This is a genomic window from uncultured Virgibacillus sp. (assembly GCF_947495635.1).
Classification (GTDB): domain Bacteria; phylum Bacillota; class Bacilli; order Bacillales; family Amphibacillaceae; genus Virgibacillus; species Virgibacillus salarius.
The window spans coordinates 1-19,148 of the sequence record NZ_CANMAB010000081.1; the positions used below are offsets into that span (position 1 = coordinate 1).

Annotated in this window: 18 protein-coding genes and 1 pseudogene; 13 read left to right on the plus strand and 6 right to left on the minus strand. The window is 33.6% G+C overall.

The window, feature by feature from the left end; translation table 11 throughout:
- The first annotated feature begins 85 nt into the window (after nucleotides 1–85).
- The 4 genes from Q1A47_RS15410 to Q1A47_RS15425 are packed head-to-tail and all read left to right on the plus strand — an operon-like array spanning nucleotide 86 to nucleotide 4,526.
- Nucleotides 86–1,123 (plus strand): nucleotidyltransferase, encoded by a 1,038-nt coding sequence (locus tag Q1A47_RS15410; protein ID WP_166530883.1) that lies wholly within the window; start codon nucleotides 86–88, stop codon nucleotides 1,121–1,123.
- A gap of 9 nt (nucleotides 1,124–1,132) precedes the next feature.
- The gene (locus Q1A47_RS15415; RefSeq protein ID WP_166530884.1) at nucleotides 1,133–2,944 is read left to right on the plus strand and encodes a ThiF family adenylyltransferase; all 1,812 of its coding nucleotides are present in this window, start codon (nucleotides 1,133–1,135) and stop codon (nucleotides 2,942–2,944) included.
- Nucleotides 2,941–3,417 (plus strand): Mov34/MPN/PAD-1 family protein, encoded by a 477-nt coding sequence (locus tag Q1A47_RS15420; RefSeq protein ID WP_166530885.1) that lies wholly within the window; start codon nucleotides 2,941–2,943, stop codon nucleotides 3,415–3,417. Before Q1A47_RS15415 ends, Q1A47_RS15420 begins: the two co-directional genes overlap by 4 nt.
- Nucleotides 3,414–4,526, plus strand: a complete 1,113-nt coding sequence (locus tag Q1A47_RS15425) for an SAVED domain-containing protein (protein ID WP_166530886.1) — start codon at nucleotides 3,414–3,416, stop codon at nucleotides 4,524–4,526. Before Q1A47_RS15420 ends, Q1A47_RS15425 begins: the two co-directional genes overlap by 4 nt.
- 708 nt (nucleotides 4,527–5,234) lie before the next feature.
- Here Q1A47_RS15425 and Q1A47_RS15430 read toward each other — a convergent pair.
- On the minus strand, nucleotides 5,235–5,585 hold the full coding sequence (locus Q1A47_RS15430; RefSeq protein ID WP_166530887.1) for a helix-turn-helix domain-containing protein: 351 nt from the start codon (nucleotides 5,583–5,585) through the stop codon (nucleotides 5,235–5,237).
- Nucleotides 5,586–5,696: 111 nt separating this feature from the next.
- On the opposite strand from Q1A47_RS15430, the gene Q1A47_RS15435 reads away from it, so the two are divergent.
- The 3 genes from Q1A47_RS15435 to Q1A47_RS15445 all read left to right on the plus strand — a co-directional run bounded on the left by Q1A47_RS15435 (nucleotide 5,697) and on the right by Q1A47_RS15445 (nucleotide 8,177).
- On the plus strand, nucleotides 5,697–6,290 hold the full coding sequence (locus Q1A47_RS15435; RefSeq protein ID WP_166530888.1) for a hypothetical protein: 594 nt from the start codon (nucleotides 5,697–5,699) through the stop codon (nucleotides 6,288–6,290).
- Nucleotides 6,283–6,597, plus strand: a complete 315-nt coding sequence (locus Q1A47_RS15440; protein ID WP_166530889.1) for an HNH endonuclease — start codon at nucleotides 6,283–6,285, stop codon at nucleotides 6,595–6,597. The genes Q1A47_RS15435 and Q1A47_RS15440 overlap by 8 nt, the downstream gene beginning before the upstream one ends.
- A gap of 392 nt (nucleotides 6,598–6,989) precedes the next feature.
- The gene (locus Q1A47_RS15445) at nucleotides 6,990–8,177 is read left to right on the plus strand and encodes an SIR2 family protein (RefSeq protein ID WP_299632442.1); all 1,188 of its coding nucleotides are present in this window, start codon (nucleotides 6,990–6,992) and stop codon (nucleotides 8,175–8,177) included.
- 161 nt (nucleotides 8,178–8,338) lie between these two features.
- Here the strand turns inward: Q1A47_RS15445 and Q1A47_RS15450 are convergent, their stop codons facing one another.
- From Q1A47_RS15450 to Q1A47_RS15460, 3 genes and pseudogenes are all read right to left on the minus strand, one after another.
- Complete coding sequence (locus Q1A47_RS15450; RefSeq protein ID WP_166530891.1) at nucleotides 8,339–8,542, minus strand: hypothetical protein; 204 nt, start codon at nucleotides 8,540–8,542, stop codon at nucleotides 8,339–8,341.
- 221 nt (nucleotides 8,543–8,763) lie between these two features.
- The gene (locus tag Q1A47_RS15455; protein WP_166530892.1) at nucleotides 8,764–9,000 is read right to left on the minus strand and encodes a hypothetical protein; all 237 of its coding nucleotides are present in this window, start codon (nucleotides 8,998–9,000) and stop codon (nucleotides 8,764–8,766) included.
- 87 nt (nucleotides 9,001–9,087) lie between these two features.
- Nucleotides 9,088–9,647: pseudogene (locus Q1A47_RS15460) on the minus strand (recombinase family protein).
- A gap of 488 nt (nucleotides 9,648–10,135) precedes the next feature.
- Here Q1A47_RS15460 and Q1A47_RS15465 point away from each other — a divergent pair.
- Genes Q1A47_RS15465 through Q1A47_RS15475 form a run of 3 tightly spaced genes read left to right on the plus strand, consistent with a single transcriptional unit; the run spans nucleotide 10,136 to nucleotide 13,555 of the window.
- On the plus strand, nucleotides 10,136–10,345 hold the full coding sequence (locus Q1A47_RS15465; protein ID WP_166530893.1) for a helix-turn-helix transcriptional regulator: 210 nt from the start codon (nucleotides 10,136–10,138) through the stop codon (nucleotides 10,343–10,345).
- A gap of 16 nt (nucleotides 10,346–10,361) precedes the next feature.
- Nucleotides 10,362–12,398 (plus strand): class I SAM-dependent DNA methyltransferase, encoded by a 2,037-nt coding sequence (locus Q1A47_RS15470; protein WP_166530894.1) that lies wholly within the window; start codon nucleotides 10,362–10,364, stop codon nucleotides 12,396–12,398.
- 14 nt (nucleotides 12,399–12,412) lie between these two features.
- Nucleotides 12,413–13,555, plus strand: a complete 1,143-nt coding sequence (locus Q1A47_RS15475) for a restriction endonuclease subunit S (protein WP_166530895.1) — start codon at nucleotides 12,413–12,415, stop codon at nucleotides 13,553–13,555.
- A gap of 806 nt (nucleotides 13,556–14,361) precedes the next feature.
- Here the strand turns inward: Q1A47_RS15475 and Q1A47_RS15480 are convergent.
- Nucleotides 14,362–14,811, minus strand: coding sequence for a hypothetical protein (locus Q1A47_RS15480; RefSeq protein WP_166530896.1), 450 nt, complete (start codon nucleotides 14,809–14,811; stop codon nucleotides 14,362–14,364).
- A gap of 1,339 nt (nucleotides 14,812–16,150) precedes the next feature.
- On the opposite strand from Q1A47_RS15480, the gene Q1A47_RS15490 reads away from it, so the two are divergent.
- Entirely contained in the window at nucleotides 16,151–16,735 is a 585-nt protein-coding gene (locus Q1A47_RS15490) for a TVP38/TMEM64 family protein (protein ID WP_026683079.1), read from the plus strand.
- Between the two features lie 44 nt (nucleotides 16,736–16,779).
- On the opposite strand, the gene Q1A47_RS15495 is transcribed toward Q1A47_RS15490, so the two are convergent.
- Nucleotides 16,780–17,166, minus strand: coding sequence for a hypothetical protein (locus Q1A47_RS15495; protein ID WP_026683078.1), 387 nt, complete (start codon nucleotides 17,164–17,166; stop codon nucleotides 16,780–16,782).
- A 113-nt stretch (nucleotides 17,167–17,279) separates the two neighbouring features.
- Here Q1A47_RS15495 and Q1A47_RS15500 point away from each other — a divergent pair, with 113 nt between their 5' ends.
- On the plus strand, nucleotides 17,280–17,765 hold the full coding sequence (locus Q1A47_RS15500) for a dUTP diphosphatase (protein WP_121605462.1): 486 nt from the start codon (nucleotides 17,280–17,282) through the stop codon (nucleotides 17,763–17,765).
- A gap of 81 nt (nucleotides 17,766–17,846) precedes the next feature.
- Nucleotides 17,847–18,932 (plus strand): M42 family metallopeptidase, encoded by a 1,086-nt coding sequence (locus Q1A47_RS15505; protein ID WP_026683076.1) that lies wholly within the window; start codon nucleotides 17,847–17,849, stop codon nucleotides 18,930–18,932.
- The last annotated feature ends 216 nt before the right edge of the window (nucleotides 18,933–19,148 follow it).

Below are 19,148 nucleotides of genomic sequence, written 5' to 3' on the forward strand. Positions count from 1 at the left end.
ATTCTCTTTGAATGATATAAAGTAAACGGGAGAAAAACGGAGTAATTCTGAGATAATTTTAATTTATAGAGGGAGGTACAAAAGGATGGGTAACCTACAATCTTATTTCCTTGATTTTCATGATGCAATCAAGTTAGAAATCGATGATAACAAAGCCCTACGAGAAAAACGTGAGGAGTTGCTCGAGGTCTTAAAAGAAAACATCGACTTTGAAGAAGGCAAGTATGATATTTTTCATCAAGGTAGCTATACAATGCACACTGGAGTTAAGCCATTAGAGGGCGGCGACTATGATATCGATGTCGGCTTATTGTTTAACATCTCAACTGAAGACTATCCTAATCCAGTTACAGTAAAGAAGCTTGTATATAATGCATTTAAGGATAATTATGAAGACACCGATATGAAGTATCCTTGTGTGACTGTAAAGTTCGAAGGAGAAGGTAATGAGGAGGATCTCAATTATCATGTAGACTTTACGATATATTCAGATGAAAATGATGATGGTCAAACATACCTTGCAAAAGGGAAGCTCGGCAGTTGGAGTGAAAGCAGGACCTGGGAGCATTCTGATCCAAAAGAGTTGGTGAGAACAATCAAAGAAAACCTTACTGATAAAGAAGACCGTAAGCAATTCAGAAGGATTATTCGATATTTAAAGCGATGGAAAGATTTGAAGTTTAAGGGTGTCGTGAACCGCCCTTCAGGAATTGGATTAACTGTAGCTGGTTTAACTCAATTTCATCCGCATTTCTCCTATAGTGCATTTACTAAGACATACGATGATTTGGACTCATTGGAATCGTTTGTTCAAAATATGATTAACTCTTTTAGTTATAGGTTTAATGATGATGCTGAATTGGAAGAAAGGTTAGAGGTTAATCTACCTACCCCTCCATATAACGATATTTACGAGAAGATGACAGGCGGTCAAATGAAGAATTTTAAGTCTAAGCTGGAATCCTTACATGATAGTTTAATAGAGGCAAGAGATGAAACTGACCCAGTAAAGGCATGCGAAATTTTACAAAAAGAGTTTGGAGAAGACTTCCCTGTTCCGACCAAGAAGGAATCCGCTCAGCAGAGAGGACCAGCCATCATGGTAGACCATTCTTCTGCATGAGGTGTGTTTATGTCAGATGTTTATACTATTGAAAACCTGGACTTGACCGAGCTCTTTACAGAAGTGCAGGCAGTAGATGTACACCAATTAAAAAGTGAACGAAGTCAGTTTCTAAATGTATTTGAGGGGAAGATGAGTGTGTCGGAAATGCAATTCACGATTCAGCTTGCTCTTCCTTCTCACTTTCCTTTGAAAAAACCTATGTATTTCTTGAAAAATCGTCAAGAAGCTGGATTTATTCCTCATATAGAACCAGATGGATTTATATGTTATTCACATGACGAAGGGGTACTGCTCGATAGGAACAACCCTAAGGGGATTATACATGAATCGTTTCAGCGTGCGAAAAGAACGCTGGAAGAGGGCGTTCTTAAATTGAACTCAGAGGACTTCTTGGTTGAGTTTGAAGCGCTTTGGTCAAGGCAAGAAGGGATTTGCCGCGTGGATGCTATTATCACTCCCGAAGAACGTTTTAAAAAGATATTGGTATTTCACGATGAGAAGAGAAGAAAATCAATTTTATTGGATAGAATTAATGAAAGTATAGTTCAATATCTAAACAATTTATATAGCAGTAGAGTGTTAGATGAATTTAAAGAGAGCAAAGGAATATATATTCCTTTGAGAAAATCTTCTTCCTTGAGACCACCTGCATTTTGGGAGACATGGGATATCAAGGATTATCGTCACCTTATAAACAACAATATTACGGCATCAACCAAGAAAAGGCTCAAGCAATATTTGAAGAAGAAGTTAATACAGAAGGGGGATGAAGAGTATATCGTACTTGGAATTCCTATTCTAAATGAGCAAAGAGCTCTTATAGGGTTAAGGCTTTCTGATTTCCGTGCTGAACAGGGAAAAGGAAAGCATTTTCCTTTTCTCCACCCTTTGAGGAAGAAACAGGCTGCATTTGAATTGTCTCCATTGGATATCAAGCGACATGATAAGGGTTACTTGCTAAATAGAACACAGGGGCATAGTAGAATCTCCGATAAGAGAGTGACGGTCGTTGGGCTAGGTTCATTAGGAAGCAGGATATGCTTTGAATTAGCTCAAGCTGGGATTGGTAGGTTTACTTTGGTTGACAAAGACAGCCTAGATATCGATAACGTTTATCGGCATGAATTAGGAATAAGTGATGTTTATTTTAAAGGTACTGAAAGATATTATCATTTTCCTAAGACAGAGGCGATGAAAAGAGCTATGAAGAATAAATTTCCGTTTATCGAGGTTGATTATGAAACCTCGGATATTCTGGAAATTCTTCATGAAGAACCTCAACTATTGCTTGACTCTGACTTGGTTATCATCGCTCTGGGCTCCCCGACGGAAGAGCTATACTTAAATGAAATGATACGTCAAATGGAATGGACTATACCTATCATTTTCACATGGCTGGACCCTCTTGGATTAGGTGGACATGCCTTATCAACGAAAAAAGGAACAAAGGGTTGCTTTCAGTGTCTATTTTCTCGACCTGATGCCCCGCGACGATTAATTGCAAACCAAGCGTCATTTGCAGCTCCAGGTCAAAATTTCCGAAAATCATTAGCAGGATGTCAATCTGTTTTCACGCCCTATGGTTCAATAGATGCCCTTGAGACTGCCGTTATGGCGACTAGATTGGCTTTAAGGGTTTTGACAGGTGAAGAAAAGGACAACCCACTTATGTCTTGGAAGGGGGATCCTTCTGAACTCCTAAGGCAAGGATATCACTTAAGTAAGAGGTATGAATTTTCTTCTGACAAATTATTTGATACTCGCTTTCTATATAAGAACGAAAATTGTTTAATATGTCAGACGGGTGAAACACCATGATTTTCTACTTTGGGAAAACCTCAAAATTAAAGATAAACGATGATGTTCTAGATAGGTTACGTGTGTATCGTCAACTAGAAAGCACGGATACGGAAGCAGGTGGAGTTTTAATGGGGAGGTTTTTAGAAGGCTCTGGTGATATCATCATTGATTTAATAACAGAACCAACTGAAAAAGACACACGTGAAAGATGCTTTTTTAGAAAGTACCTAGAAACCCATCAGGAAATAGTTGATAAAGTTTGGGAAGAAAGTGATGGTACTTTTAATTATGTGGGAGAATGGCATACTCATCCAGAGAAGCATCCTTCTCCTTCTTCTCATGATAGAAAGGAGTGGAAGAAAGTGTTGAGAAAGACGCAGTGTGAGTCATCATTCCTTTTTTTCATAATTATTGGGACAGAATCCATTGCAGCGTGGGTAGGTAATCGGGAGAGTGAAAAAATAAACAAGTTAGAGGAGTGGAACAAATGAGCAGGGACCCTTTTAAATTATCCACGGTGGATGACCGTTCTTTATGGGTAAGTTCAGGTGGAATGTGTGCCAAGTGTAAAACTGCCTTAATTTTGAATGATGTTGATGCAAAAGTGAATATTGGAGAGAGAGCTCACATTATTGGTAAAGCAAAGGGGAAAGGAAAGAAGGGCGGACCGAGGCGAGAATTTGCAGAAAAATTCGGCATAACGGACGAGAATATTGATTCCCTTGAGAACCTTATGCTTATGTGCAGTCCCTGTCACCATACAATTGACACAAATTTTAAGGCGTACCCTCCCCAAGAACTGTTTGAAATGAAAGAAAAACATGAAAGCTGGGTGAGAGAACAGCTTTTTAAGAAAAATAAGGCAATAGTGGTGGTTCACAAGCGAAAGAACCCAATGCCTGTCGATTCCATCCTTTTATCAAAGGAGACAAACTGTTTATTGTTGGATGCGGTTTCTTTTCAAGAGGAATTTACTGATTTTACAGAAGAGGGATGGGATACTGCAAAAAAAGATAATGAGGATTTCTTCCGTAAAGTGGTAAATTCAAAGAGAGAAAATGAGGGTACCTATCTTTATGTTTTCCCACTATCTCCAATTCCGTTATTAATCCATTTGGGATGTTTGATATCCGATACAACAACTGCTGTTGTTCATCAGTTTGATAGGGACACTCAATTGTGGTGTCATGAAAATGTGAATCCTGATAAAAATGTACTTATGCCAGAAGTAAAGATATCGGAAAAAGCTCATGATAAACTAGTGGTTACCGTTCAAGTGAGTGGAAATATTCATGAACAGGATATAAAAGATGCGGTTGATGATTCATTCCAAAGGTTGAATATCAAAATTGATGAGCCTAAATTAAATGCTGTTTTGTATGAGAATGATGTTGAAGTTCTGAAAAGTGTCTTTCGAAAAGAAATATACCGATTACAAAATGATAATCAGTATTCAGAAATTCACTTGTTCTATTTTGGTCCAGCAGGATTGGCTGTGGAAATCGGTCGCTGCATTAACCAAAACATGCTACCCGAAGTTCATTTGTATGAATATAATAATAGGGCTAATGCTAAATATCAAAGAGCCATCACTATTTAATGAGAATTAACACGAATCATAGGAGCTACATCGGAAAGGAGACAAACCAGTATCTTTAAGAAAGGGGCTGATTAAAATTCAGTCACTTTCTTCTGTTGGAAATATATACTTTATAATTAATTTTAAATGATTTTGTGGTGACGTTATCAATTTGAATGAAGTTTTTTTTCAATGTATATTTGCCAATGTGCGAACTTCAAATTCCTTTTTCTTACGTTTATTTGAAATGATAAGTATGAAAAAAAGTATGAAAGAAAAAGCTAATGTATAATAAGAAAGATACAAATATACTATTCAACAATAAAAATTCATCCTGATTATATTGGATGAATTTTTATATAATAAATAATATATTGGAGAATTGGAATATAAGTTAATAATCCATATACTATTTTTTATTTATTAAATATAGTGCTTTACTATGTACTGTTTAGATTCTTTAGATTAACCTCTCTTTATCAATTCATCATATTCATATATAGTTCAAAAATGATTACTTGCCAGGAAAAGAGATTGCCGTCACGGTGCTTAAAAAACACAAAAGAAAAATTTACAAGTTCTTGGGGGGGGAGCCGATTAAAACTATGGGCAAATGAGTATATTTTGAAATGTATTCATTACTTTCTTAAATAAAGAAGAATTCCCCCAAAAATATCTGCAAATATGGTCTTAGTAAATATTAGTAATTATGGTTGTAAATACTAGGAGTTACTTTTTCTTCTTGCTATCTATTAAACCAGTGATTTCTTTAACTATTTTATGGATAGATTTTATTTCCTCAATGTCACGTGTTTTAAGAAAATCTTCGTGTGCTTTTATAATTTGATTAGAATTAGTTATTTCAATACCGTTATAATCAAAAAGAGCTCTGGGAGATATATTTAAGGCTATAATTATTTTCTCCATTGTTAGTAAGGAAATGTTCCTTTCTCCACGCTCTATGCCGCCGATATATGAATGTTGTAGTTCTGCTTTTTCAGCCAGTTCTTCTTGTGTTAACCCTTGCTCTTTTCTTAGCATCCTTATATTATTACCTACCAACTTTAAAAAATCAGACATAAATTATCACCTCTCTTTAAGAGTAGAAAAGAGAGATAAACAATATAAGATGTATAAAATGCAAAAAAAGGTAAAAATTGTACTTATAAGTACAAAAAAAGGAGGGTGAAGATGTCTCTTATTAGGGCAGTAGTTCACATTAAAGGAATTAGACCATTATTATTTAACAATTTTACAATTGATTCGATTCCTCTGATAAAGAAGGAAAAAGCAGGTGTTGCTGGAAATAATCCTGAAGAATGGAAGAAAACCTACCAAGTAACTTCTGATGGTCAATTATATCTTAATCCAGACTATATTTTTTCTTGTATAAGAGCTGGGGCAAGGCATACACCTAAAGGACGAGGAACTATGGAATCGGTTGTATCTGCATCATTACAAGTACTTGATGATAAAATCTTATTAAACAGATTTGTAACAAATGAAGATGCATTAACTAATGATAACTCAAAAGAAGTGTATATTGATGTTAGACCAGTTTCAAGAAGAGGAGTAAAAAATATTAGATATCGTCTTGCAACTTCAATAGGGTGGGAGACAAAATTTGTAATAATGTGGGAGAACACACTTATTAATCGTCAACAAATGGAAGCATTTTGCTTGGATGCGGGAGCATTTGCTGGACTCGGAGACGGACGAAAAATAGGTTATGGAAGATTTGAAGTAGTAAGTTTTAAAATTTTGGAGGAGAAACTAAATGCCTAAAATTAGATCCCCTAAAGAAACTTGGTATAAAAATATCCGACCAATTATTTGGAAAAGAGATGGAGGAAAGTGCGTTAATTGTGGATATGAACTTTCCTTATATGAATGTCATATAGATCATATTGTGAGTGGAGTGATAGGAAATAATAAATTTCTAAATTTAAGAACTCTATGTCGTAGATGTCATGTACTCCGATTAGATCATAACCACAGAAGGATGATCCAGGGTGCTATAAAAAGTGGACTAATACCACCTAATTGGCGAAATATGGTTTGGGATGAGAATGAAAATTTGAAACGGTATTAATTACCGTTCAATAAGGGTGACCTCCTTATTGCTGATGAAATAGGTCAATTTGGTTCGGTAAGGTTGGGTGAGGTCCGGTTAGCCTCGGAACGGTAGGGCACGGTACGGTTCGGTAAGGTAGGTTAATATTAAAATTGTAACAGACCAAATATATTTGTTTGGTTTCATAAATTAATAATTTTGGCTCAGAGCTTTGCACTGATGATTGGTGTCATATTTTAGTTTCATAAATTACAGTGTAGGTATTTTCTTAGAATGAAGCTTAATGTCAGGTTGTAAATCTAGTAGTCGGTATGAGATTATAGAAGGAAGAAAGGTCTAGAAGTGTAATTGTAAAATGTTTCTAGGTTTTAAATAGTTATTGAAAGGAAGAAATTATGAATGTTTTTATAATGGGAGCAGGTGCATCCAAAAGTTATAGTCAGTCTACTACCAATGTTAGAATGCCAATAGCATTTGATTTTTTTAAAACCTTTAACAAATTAAAGATTAGCGAAAATCCATGGGTAAGGGTTGGAGAAATAATTAATTATGTTAGAGAGAACTATCAAGTTGACCCTTCAGATTTTAACACATTTAACATTGATATTGAAAAACTTCATTCTGAAATCGAGGAAAAGTTGAAAATTGCAATCGAACAGGATAATAAAGTTGATGTCATGATTTTGCATAGAGTTTACATGCAATTAGTATTTCTATTTTCTTCAGTTATTAATGAAATTCAAAATGGTCCTATATCCAATCCCCATATAAATTTAGCTAAGTTATTAAAAGATGAAGATTTTGTTATCACTTATAATTGGGATACTCTTATGGATCGGGCAATGTACAGAACTACAAATTGGGAGCCGGGTTCAGGGTACTTGGTAAAACCGAGAATGATATATCGTGATGAGTGGGTTCAAACCAATAAAAGTACAATTAACGCTCCAAAAATAATTAAATTGCATGGTTCAGTGAACTGGTTGACAAGTTACATGGTTGTAGAAGATGGTAAATTCACATTAACACAAGAACTAGGCCCTGATACATTTTATGTCTATGAATATGCTAATCAACCATATGCCACTTACGATGGAAGGTTTATGAATGGGTATACCCCTTTTTCCTATGGTTATTATCCTGTTAATCTACCAGATAGAGGTAAATCGATAGAGAATGGTAGGGTTTTAATAAGTATGAAGCAGCGAGGGGCGTACTATGCGGAAAAAGGCTCATCAAATAGCTCGGGGTTGGTTTCCATGCCAATGATAATCCCACCTGTGAAATATAAATCATATAACATGTTTGGTACACTTTTTAAGGAATTATGGAATACTTCTGAAGAAATTTTAAGTAAAGCAGATCATATAATAATAATAGGGTATTCTTTTCCCAAAACGGACATTCAAAGTGAAAACCTTTTTAAAAATGCTTTTTTAAAGAGATTAAATTATCCACAAATAACAATTTTAAATCCTAAACCTGAACGTATTATCGAAAAGTTTATGTTTGATTTCGGTGTCCCTGAATCAAATATAAGAGTATTTAAAGAATATTTTTCAAAGGAATTTAATATAGATAAATTACTAGAATATTAAATAATTTAGTTCCTATCTTAATAGGAACTAGTCCTGATAGGGTAAACTCTATTGGGAAACACTTTTGCCTCTTGATTATATTATGTTTTTAGAGATCTTATACAAAAATAGTTACAAGCATACCCCATTCATTGGGTTACTCCCGGAGTGCTTGTATCTAGCTATCTCTTAAGGAGACTGTCAATTTCATTTTTAAAACTTTGATATTTCTCTTGATACTCTTTCATCATTAATCCTTTAGGCATATATATAGCAAAATATCTATCAAAACCGTCTTCAAAATCAAAACCACTTGTTTCTCCAACTTTAAGCCAAGCTAACCCCTTAAAATATACTAACTTCTTACCTATTTTAAAACTAGGCATTTCTATAGCTAATCTAGGTTTATTTTGAAATGGAAAGCCAGAAGTGATTTACTAATTGTTGTAATAGGTCCACCTACATGCTGTGAATAATTTCTTAAATTATATATTAATCTATATTCAAAGTACTCATCATATATATTTGAAAGAGTATTTTTATAAAATTGAACATACTCTTCGCTTCTATTTCTTTTTAAATAAGCTTCCCAACGATCAATAAATCCTTAATAAGCTGTTAAATAATTATTAATTGACCTAACTATATTTCTAGTTGATATATTATTTTCTTCCTTAAAAAGTTGATAGTCTTTATAGGAATCAATGATCTGGTCAATAAAATTAATTTCTGCCCATAGTTTATTGAGCTTATCTGCAGCAATTTTTATTTCATCTTCTTGTTTTTCTTCTAATTCCTTCAATAACTCAAATCTATCTTTACTAATTTCTACTACCCACTTCATTAATCTCATCTCCTCATGTGATAAATATGAAGTTGATCTTATTATAAATATTTCAATCTACAATAGTTGTGCTAGATCTGTTAAAATTTAACGTTTTTTAATTTTTGCATAAATAGTAGATCGTGGAACACTAGTCATTTTTACAATATCATTTACACTTAAACCATTTTTAGTTCTTTCAAAATAAAGCTTAAGTGCTTTTTTAACATCCTTATCGTCTTTTCCTTTACGTCCCATGTGTTTCCCTTATTTCTTGGCACGTTCACGCCCTTCCTTTGTACGCTCGTTAATTAAATCTCGTTCAAATTCAGCAATAATGCCAAGCATTGTAAACATTTATTTTCCCGCGGGTGTAGTAAAATCAATCTGTTCTTTTATGAATACTAATCCTATTCACGTTCTTGTAGACTCCTTGCGATTCTATGTAGATCAAAAGTACTTCTAGCTAACCTATCCAGCTTATATACAACTAATTTATCTCCCGAACGTACATAATCTAATGCCTTTACTAGTTCCTCTCTATCAGATTTTGATCCACTTTGTTTCTCCATGAATATTTTTTCACAGCCATATTCTTTTAATTTTTCAATTTGCGATTCTAAATCTTGTCCAACTGTACTTACTCTTGCATAACCAATGATAGCCATTTAGATTCCTCCATTTGACTGGAAGTTATGATCTTTTGCACTTTTGATTATAAACTAACTTTTAGACAAAACCAATAGCATTAATAATACCATTTTTATTTATATTACTGTGTGTCTAAAAGTTGTAACTTATAGACATTAAAGTATGTTCTAATATTCGAGAACATTAACACTGATACGGCACAAAGCCCGAAAACACGCTATTTTAAGCGACTTTAATTTTATGTTGGTGTTTGTTTGGTGTTTAAAGATAGTAAACGATAGTTAAGTTTACGATACGAAATAGTTTAACCACAGTATTCGCACTTTGTATCAATGGACTTCCTACTGGTGTTTGTTTGAAATGAGTCAGAATTTGTATTATGAAAAATGTAGTAGTATGAAGACTGATATGGTATATGTTTGGCATAATATTCATATTTTAATTTAATTATTCACGTATTCGTGATAAAATTCTGTTTAGAATGTAATAAAAGGAGGCTTCAGCAATGGCTGTCCGCTACAATAAATTGTTCAAATTGCTTATAGACAAGGAAATGACAAATGCAGAACTTGCTGAAAAGGCGGGCATTAGTGCAAACATTATTACACGCCTAAAAAGAAATAGATATGTTTCACTTGAAAGTATAGAGAAAATCTGTATTGTACTTAATTGTGGAGTCGATGAAATATTAGAATTTATAACAGAAGACAAATAGTAGGAGGTTTTAACAAGTGGCGAAATCAATAGAACCCAATATTGCCGATTTAGGGAATGGTTGGCTTAAATCTTACAAATTAGATTATAAATTAGAACAGGAGGCTTTAAATACTGAAATAGACAAAGCACTTTCTGATTACTTTACAAAAAATGGCGGAGCAGGCGCAAATCGTCCTGATGCAAAATTGCTTTTACAAGACAAGAATCTAGATTTTTATCCTGTTCTTATTGAATATAAAGGCTATAAAAATAAACTTGTAAAACTTGATAGTAATGGACAAGTTGAAAATAAAACTGCCAAGAATGAGCCACATTTTAAAAATATAAATTCTTATGCAGTAAATGGTGCGGTGCATTACGCAAATGCTTTGCTACATCATACCAGCTATACAGATATTATTGCCATTGGAATGACTGGTTACAAAGAAGAAAATGGACAAATTAGACATGAAATAGGAGTTTATTATGTTTCAAAGAGCAATTTAGGAATAGGGCAAAAGGTAGGGGAGTATTCAGACCTTTCGTTTTTAGCACCTGCAAATTTTGATGAGTTTGTTAGCAAAGTAAAAACACTACATTTATCACAAGAAGAACTTGATAAGCTAAAAGAACAACGAGAAAAAGAGATTGATGCTAGTTTAGTAAAACTTAATAACGATATTTATCAAAACGAAAAAGGATTAGGTGAGAATGACCGTGTTTATCTAGTTGCGGCTTCTATTATCGCAACACTTGGAATACCTGGGAAAGTTACACCTCTAGAAAAAACTGATTTAAAATCTTCAACTGAAAAAGGAAATACTGACGGTGAAATAATAGTAAGGAAAATAAAGGCTTTTTTGGATGAAAAAGAACTACCAAAAGAGAAAAAAGAACTAATTATAAGAACTTTACAAAATACTCTTTTAACTAATAATATTAACAAAGTTGAAAATGGCGAGAGTCAACTTAAAAGGGTTTTTACTAAAATTGTAGATGATTTAGGGATATATTATAAAATAGGTTTGACAACCGATTTCACAGGTAAACTTTTTAATGAAATGTATGGATGGCTTGGTTTTTCACAAGATAAACTTAATGATGTAGTTCTTACTCCATCTTATATTGCTACCCTCTTGGTGAAATTAGCACGAGTTAACAAAGATTCTTACGTGTGGGATTTTGCCACAGGTTCTGCTGGATTATTGGTTGCTGCTATGAATGAAATGCTTATTGATGCTAAAAATACAATTACTTCACCTGAAGAGCTTACTCAAAAAGAGATTAGAATAAAAGGTGAACAATTGTTAGGGTTAGAGTTACTTTCAAGTGTATATATGTTGGCAATTCTAAATATGATTTTGATGGGTGACGGAAGTTCAAATATTTTAAATAAAGACTCATTAAAAGACTTTGATGGTAATTATGGTTTTGGTAAAACAAATAGCAAATTCCCTGCTGATGCTTTCGTATTAAATCCTCCATATTCTGCCAATGGAAGTGGAATGAACTTTGTTGAAAAAGCACTAGGAATGATGAATAAAGGTTATGCAGCTATTATTATTCAGAGTTCAGCAGGTTCAGGAAAAGCTACAGAATATAACAAACGAATTTTGGAAAAGCATACTCTTTTAGCAAGTATTAAAATGCCAGTGGATATTTTCATTGGAAAATCAAGTGTACAAACAAATATATATGTTTTTAAAGTAAATGAAAAACATCATAAAGATGAAATGGTAAAGTTTATCGATTTTTCTAATGATGGATACACTAGAACAAATCGTAAAAAAGCAAATAATAATTTGAAAGATACAGATCGAGCTAAAGAACGATATGAAGAGTTAGTGAATTTGGTTAGATTTGGAAAGAGCAAGCTTAATATTTTTACTGATAAAGAGTATTATGAAGATACTATAGACCCTCTAAATGGAGCCGATTGGAATAAAAGTGTACCGTTAGACACCAAGCCTACTTTGCAAGAATTCAAAAAAACTGTAAGCGACTATTTAGCTTGGGAAGTTGCTAATATTTTAAAGCAACAAAACAAAGGAGATGAAAGCCTGGGAAAATAGGTGCCTCACTTAACATGAGATTAGAGGAAGTTAAGTGGGGCGAATATAAGCTAGGTGATTTATTTGAAATAAAAGGGAATCCACAATTAAATAAAGATAGTTTTTCATTTAATGAAAATGGAGAATATGCATATTTTACGAGAACAGTTTTCAATAATGGGATAGCGGGCTATGTAGATTATTTAGATGAAAAACACAAAATAAAAGGTAATTGTTTGGCTGTTGGAATGTTAGGGATGAAGTTTTTCTATATGCAAAATGATTTTTATGCAGGACAATTTACAAAAAGAGCAATTCCTAAATTATTTTCTTTAAGCCCAAGATTAGCCGCTTATTTCTGTAGTTTATTAAACAAAAACGAACAAGTTTTTAAGAATGTATTAGTGCGTGATTTTGAAAGAGTTTTTAATAAAACTAAAATCCAACTACCCACCAAGAATGGAGAAATAGATTTTGATTTTATGGAAAGCTTTATAGCAGAGTTGGAAGCAGAGCGTATAGCAGAGTTGGAAGACTATTTATTAGCTACTGGACTAAATGATTTTGAGTTAACAGAAGAAGAAGAAAGGGTGCTAAGATCCTTCAATGAGGTTGAGTGGAAAGAGTATCAGATGAAATATTTATTCGAAAGGATAAAGACAAAAAAATTACCTTATAAAGCAAAAGAACTACCTAAGGAGCCAACAGGAAAATACATCCTTCCATGCCTTACTTCCAGTTTTATGAACCAAGGATTAAACTATTTTGCCCCTAAAGAAAACGCAACTATTTTGGAGAATGTAATTTCTATTCCCTCTAATAGTGATGTGTATCGAGCGTATTTTCAATCGAGGGAATTTACAGTTTTATCTGATGCTTATGCAATTAAATGGATTTATGACGATAGGGAACTATCTAAAAATCAGTATTTATTTACTGTTCCATGCATCAATGAAGTAACAGATTTGCCGAAATATTCATATAAAAATAAATTGGGTGGTTGGAATGTAGTCAGAAATAAATTTATAAGTCTCCCTATTAAAAATAACAAACCCGATTATGAGTTTATGGAAACGCTAATATCCGCAATCCAAAAGCTTGTTATAAAAGATGTTGTCTTGTATGCAAATAGAAAAATTGATGAAACAAAGAGCGTTGTAAACAATAGCATGGAATAAGTAAAGAGGCCCTAGGGGGAGTCAAATCTCTACAAGCTTCAATATGACGACCGCGTCCGGCTAACACGCGAAAAATCGCATAATTCGATAGGGGGGGGTACCCCTAAACCGCCAAAATAAAGCCACATAGCCTTGTAAACCTTGTTATTAAAGGGTTTGCGGGTTATGTGGCTATTTTATATACATTAAGGTTACTCTGGTATTTCCAGTTGAAAGGTGAACAAAGCTAAATCTCGTTTTTACTTGGTCAAATTTATTTCCTACAATCAGCAGTCTACATAGGTAGAGTGCCTTTACAGATGGTATAAAAAAATGATTGAGTGGGCCTGAAGCCACTCAACCTGTGCAAATTTGTATTTATGATTTGTAAGGGTTTTAGGCACTATCTCTCTTGCCCACAAACTAACCCACAACACGCCCACAATTTCCCCACAAATATTTGAAAAGGGAGAAAATGAATTGAAAAGGAAATTTGGGAAAACGTGATTATATTGCTATTTTTGATTCGAAAAGATAAATCTTAAAAAGTAAGTATATGTTCCGTTCACAAATCCAAGTTGGGAAAATATTAAGGAGATTAGCTAGAAAAACGCCCATTTAATTATTGTATTTCGATATAAATAAGTTTAAAATGCAAATAAGGTATATATAAATCGTGTGGACAAATACATAATTAGCATTGTTAAATAAAGCGAAAAACTTTAGTATCAAACGGTGTGGCGGAATTGGCAGACCCGCACGACTCAAAATCGTATTGAAATAAGCCTCTGTATAACTGCATTGGCTTATTTTTGTATTAAAATGCATTATGTAAGGTATTTAATTTCTTTATCCTGTTTTACAAATAATACATCAATACTCAAGTCATTTAAAGCTTGTTTAATTTCCTCAACATGTTTACGGTAATATTCATTGTCTTCAAAAGCTATTCCAATTTTATAATATGCTTCTTTTATTTTGGGACCGGATAAATGTTTCATACATTTATAAAGTTGTTCAGCAACATGAATCTTACACTGGCTACTATCAAATGGTTCCCCATACTTTTTTGACGTTGGATCAGAACTAGTTCCACCCACTACTTCAATATAGAAAAATTCTTTTGAATCAGCTGAATCCTTTTTAGCAATAATATCAATACCTTCATGTCTCCTTTCTGTTTTTCTATTAATAATTAAATAACCTTGCTGTTCTAAATCATCACAAATCACATCAATTATATCTAATTCAAATAGCATAAATTTCCAACTTTCCAAATGTCAGCGTCCATAGTATAAATAATTCAATATGTGACTGTTAAATCCTTCTCTGATGTTTTGAAAAGGTAGTTAGTGTTAGAAAAAAAGGGTAAAGTAGTGGTGGCAAGTGGTGGCAACCTGGTGGCAAAATAAAAAAGACTGCCACCAATTACATCTGATTGTAGCGTATAGGCCTTTAAAAATAGCCTATAATACCAATATTATCAAACTATATCTGTTATATTCCGAAGCACTTTCCCACCTTGACAGGGTGGAGTTCACTTGAAATTTTTTTTAATAAAATACTTGTAAGAGTAAGGGTTGTTTAAAACATTATTTTTGTTTTCAATAAGAATAATATGCTTATGTTTTGTTCATGTTCATGTTTGAGAACAGGGATTTGCAATGTAATCAAAAAGCTAGAAGTGTTGATTTCATAGGAATTACGGAACGTATTTTACAATATTTTTCCCTTTAATACGCGGGCGGCATAATGTAACCTTCACCTACAGGGCGGGTTAGTTGGAGAAGTTAATATTTCATAAAAGCTAATTACAGACAGCGCAATCATCTGTAGTGTTGTAGAAACAGGCCGTGGAAAATGGTTCAAATACATTTAACTACTTTAGCTATTTGTTTGAGGAATTACCAAATATGGATACTACAGATAAAACCAAGTTAGATCAACTCTTACCATGGTCAGCGATAATTCCAGCTGAATGTCTCGGTCCAAATAAATTTAAATAAAGCATACATGAAACCTCAACCAAATTAATAGGTGGGGTTTATTTGACGCTTATGTTTAGTATGTTTGTACCCGTTTTAGTACTCTATTTTTATAGCTAAATAATATTTATTATTTTGACTTAAATTGTTAACTATTGTTTAATTGTATCCCCTTATAAGTCTTTAAAGACAATATGAGTCACAAGGAAATGACTAATCAGATATAAGTTAATAAAAAAGATACAGTCAGGAAATTGTCCAATTAGTATGTAATAAATAAACAAAAAATGTAATATTTCACCAATGAAAAATCAAATCATTTCTGAAAGTTGATTGACATTTTGTCCAAAAGTAAAAATAATTTAAATTGGCTCAAAACCTAGTAATAACAAAGGTTGAGTTTATTTGTGCAAAAAACTCACTTTTCATAATGGTGGGATGCAGTCGTTCCGTCACAAAACAAAACATCGATCTTTTGTTATTGGCATACCAGCTCTATTCCTAGCCCAAGTAGTAATAATAATTAGCTATTCCTTCCTCTAGATGTCATAAAGGCTCGTCTCTTGTCATATACATGTACTAATGCGCGTCCTAGCGTTTATAATAGCACAGCATGAGGAGGAGGCGGGTTATGGAGGGCTTCGGAAATTATTTAATGGCTGTTATGGAGACAGGGGGGTTATTTGCTCCTTTATTGTTTATTAGTTTTCATTTATTAAGGCCCTTATTTTTTCTTCCAGTAGTTTTTATTTGCATCTCAGGCGGAATTCTTTTTGGAGCGGTAGCAGGTACATTATATTCCTTAATTGGGATCACCTTATCCAGTATTTTATTTTATTTCATTGTAAATAAAATGCCAAAATCAATAAAGAAATTTATGAAGTTAAAATCAAAAATAGTTGGCCAACGATCCGCATTTACAACTTCACAAATCGCACTACTACGACTAATTCCATTTATACACTTTCATTTACTATCATTATGTCTATTAGAGGTATCAGCTGGATTTAAAGATTACACGAAATCATCCTTATTATCTAACATTCCATTGGCATTCGTATATACTTCCATTGGCCAATGGATTTCGAATTTAACTCCTCTTTATATCTTCGTGTTTCTAGTTGTATTGCTACCATTTCTTTATTTACTGCGTAGAAAGGAAATTATAATTAAATGGCAAGAATTCTTCCCTGTCCATACAAAAGAAAGTATATGATTCATGATTAGCGGCACACACGATGAATAAATGATGTGTGCCGTTTAATCCATTATAAATAACTTATTGATTGGATGTTTCCACTCAATATCTGCATATGGGTAACGAATTAATATCTCTTTTTCTAAGAAATATAAATCATCTCTTGTCAATCCTCGTAACTCTAAAGAGTCTTTAACTGTTACGTGAATATTAACAACCTCAAATGCATCTTCTGTTGTTCCTACGTACTTCTCTCCTTCAAACAAGCAGCCTTTATATACGAATTGAACATTCTTTTTACTGTTATTTGGTTCATCCAAAAAATAAAACTTATGCTCAGCTTTTGCAATAAGAAGTCGTCGTTGAGGATTTCTATAGTATTGTACCCACGTATATATGAGTAGTGCAAGTGCAATAAAGATAAGAATGCGAAATAAAATTACGATCATACAACCGTCTCCCTGATTATTATTACCCTATTATACGTACTATACTGTTCGTAGGTTTCACTATTTTTATGGATTCATGATACAATCGTAAAAAAGAGAAAAGAGGGGACAAATTGAATTGGAAAGAATTATACAATATGCAAACAGAATTAGATAGTTATATCGAAAAAAACAATAACATTAAGAAAGAAGAGGTATTTAAAGATAAGGTTTTAGCACTACTAGTTGAACTAGGAGAGTTAGCAAATGAAACTAGATGTTTTAAGTTTTGGAGTAATAAACCTAGAAGTGAAAAATCAGTAATTTTGGAAGAATATGTAGATGGTATTCATTTTATCTTGTCTTTAGGTATAACGAAAGGGTACTACTATCAAGGAGAGGCTCTCCCCAGTGTAGATGAAACGGAGACAGAATTATTCTTACGTATGTTTACAGTCTGTGATGCATTCTACCGAGATCAAAATGAATATACATATGATCAACTATGGAGAACGTACTTACAGTTAGGTAGTGCACTAGGTTTTTCTGAAAAAGATGTTAAGTATGCATATTTAGAAAAAAATAAGGTAAATTATACCCGGCAGCATGAAGGCTACTAGGACTAATGACGATCAAATATTTTGTACTTTCTGCCAATGAAGGTATAATAAATATATATCAAGTTATGAGGTGATGTACATATGGCAAAACAAGATGAAACATTAACGATGCTAAAGGAACTTACGGATGCAAAGGGTATCCCAGGAAATGAAAAAGAACCAAGAAAGATTATGAAAAATTACATTTCTCCATATGCGGATGAAGTTTTCTATGATAACCTAGGAAGCCTAATTGCTCAGAAAACAGGTGAGGAGAATGGACCTAAGATCATGGTTGCCGGTCATTTAGATGAAGTAGGGTTTATGGTAACTCGAATTGACGATAATGGTTTTATTTATTTCCAAACAGCTGGTGGCTGGTGGAGTCAAGTTATGCTTGCACAGCGTGTTACAATTATGGGGAGTAAAGGTGATGTTACGGGAGTTATAGGTTCCAAGCCTCCACATATTCTTTCAGCTGATGCTCGTAAAAAGCCAGTAGAAATTAAGGACATGTTTATAGATATTGGTGCATCTAGTAAAAAAGAAGCAGAAGATTTTGGTGTGAAGCCTGGAGATTCGATCGTACCATATTTCGAATTTACACCTTTAAAAAATGAGAAGTTGTTGTTGGCTAAAGCATGGGACAACCGTATCGGCTGTGCGATTGCAATTGAAGTGCTAAAGCAACTGAAGGATTCAGAACACCCGAATATTGTTTATGGAGTTGGTACTACTCAAGAGGAAGTTGGGCTTCGTGGTGCAAAAACAGCTGCTCATGCCATTGAACCAGATATCGGCTTTGGAGTTGATGTAGGAATTGCTGGAGACACTCCTGGCGTCCCTGATCATGATGCTGATAGTAAATTAGGAAAGGGACCACAAATTGTATTATATGATGCGTCTATGGTATCCCATAAGGGTGTGCGAGACTTTGTTGTGGAAACGGCTGAAGAAAACAATATCCCTTACCAATTTACATCTATGGCAGGAGGAGGAACAGATTCAGGTTCTATCCACTTAACCGCCAATGGTGTACCTTCTTTATCCATTACAGTAGCTACTCGTTATATTCATACGCATGCTGGAATTTTGCATCGTGATGACTTTGAAAACACTGTAAAATTAATTGTAGAGACAATTAAGAAGCTAGATAGAGACAAGGTTAATGAATTAATTTTTGATTAAGAACAAAAGCGAATGTGCTTGATTGCTGGGTACTAGAGCTGGAAGCAGCACAACACGCCCAGATCATTCCACAGGCTCAAATTTTATAATTTCCTAAACTATGAAAAAGAAGCTGAGACAAAAGAATGAAATAACAATAAAAAACGAACGATAAGGTGGTTACCCCCAAAAGTTAGAGTTTATACTATGCAGCTGATTGGCTGGATTGCGTTCGGT

Excerpts from the sequence above, each read along its gene's own strand:
- Q1A47_RS15410 (WP_166530883.1), top strand. The coding sequence starts at position 86 with ATGGGTAACCTACAATCTTATTTCCTTGATTTTCATGATGCAATCAAG.
- Q1A47_RS15415 (WP_166530884.1), top strand. The coding sequence starts at position 1,133 with ATGTCAGATGTTTATACTATTGAAAACCTGGACTTGACCGAGCTCTTT.
- Q1A47_RS15420 (WP_166530885.1), top strand. The coding sequence starts at position 2,941 with ATGATTTTCTACTTTGGGAAAACCTCAAAATTAAAGATAAACGATGAT.
- Q1A47_RS15425 (WP_166530886.1), top strand. The coding sequence starts at position 3,414 with ATGAGCAGGGACCCTTTTAAATTATCCACGGTGGATGACCGTTCTTTA.
- Q1A47_RS15430 (WP_166530887.1), bottom strand. The coding sequence starts at position 5,585 with ATGTCTGATTTTTTAAAGTTGGTAGGTAATAATATAAGGATGCTAAGA.
- Q1A47_RS15435 (WP_166530888.1), top strand. The coding sequence starts at position 5,697 with ATGTCTCTTATTAGGGCAGTAGTTCACATTAAAGGAATTAGACCATTA.
- Q1A47_RS15440 (WP_166530889.1), top strand. The coding sequence starts at position 6,283 with ATGCCTAAAATTAGATCCCCTAAAGAAACTTGGTATAAAAATATCCGA.
- Q1A47_RS15445 (WP_299632442.1), top strand. The coding sequence starts at position 6,990 with ATGGGAGCAGGTGCATCCAAAAGTTATAGTCAGTCTACTACCAATGTT.
- Q1A47_RS15450 (WP_166530891.1), bottom strand. The coding sequence starts at position 8,542 with ATGCCTAGTTTTAAAATAGGTAAGAAGTTAGTATATTTTAAGGGGTTA.
- Q1A47_RS15455 (WP_166530892.1), bottom strand. The coding sequence starts at position 9,000 with ATGAAGTGGGTAGTAGAAATTAGTAAAGATAGATTTGAGTTATTGAAG.
- Q1A47_RS15465 (WP_166530893.1), top strand. The coding sequence starts at position 10,136 with ATGGCTGTCCGCTACAATAAATTGTTCAAATTGCTTATAGACAAGGAA.
- Q1A47_RS15475 (WP_166530895.1), top strand. The coding sequence starts at position 12,413 with ATGAGATTAGAGGAAGTTAAGTGGGGCGAATATAAGCTAGGTGATTTA.
- Q1A47_RS15490 (WP_026683079.1), top strand. The coding sequence starts at position 16,151 with ATGGAGGGCTTCGGAAATTATTTAATGGCTGTTATGGAGACAGGGGGG.
- Q1A47_RS15495 (WP_026683078.1), bottom strand. The coding sequence starts at position 17,166 with ATGATCGTAATTTTATTTCGCATTCTTATCTTTATTGCACTTGCACTA.
- Q1A47_RS15505 (WP_026683076.1), top strand. The coding sequence starts at position 17,847 with ATGGCAAAACAAGATGAAACATTAACGATGCTAAAGGAACTTACGGAT.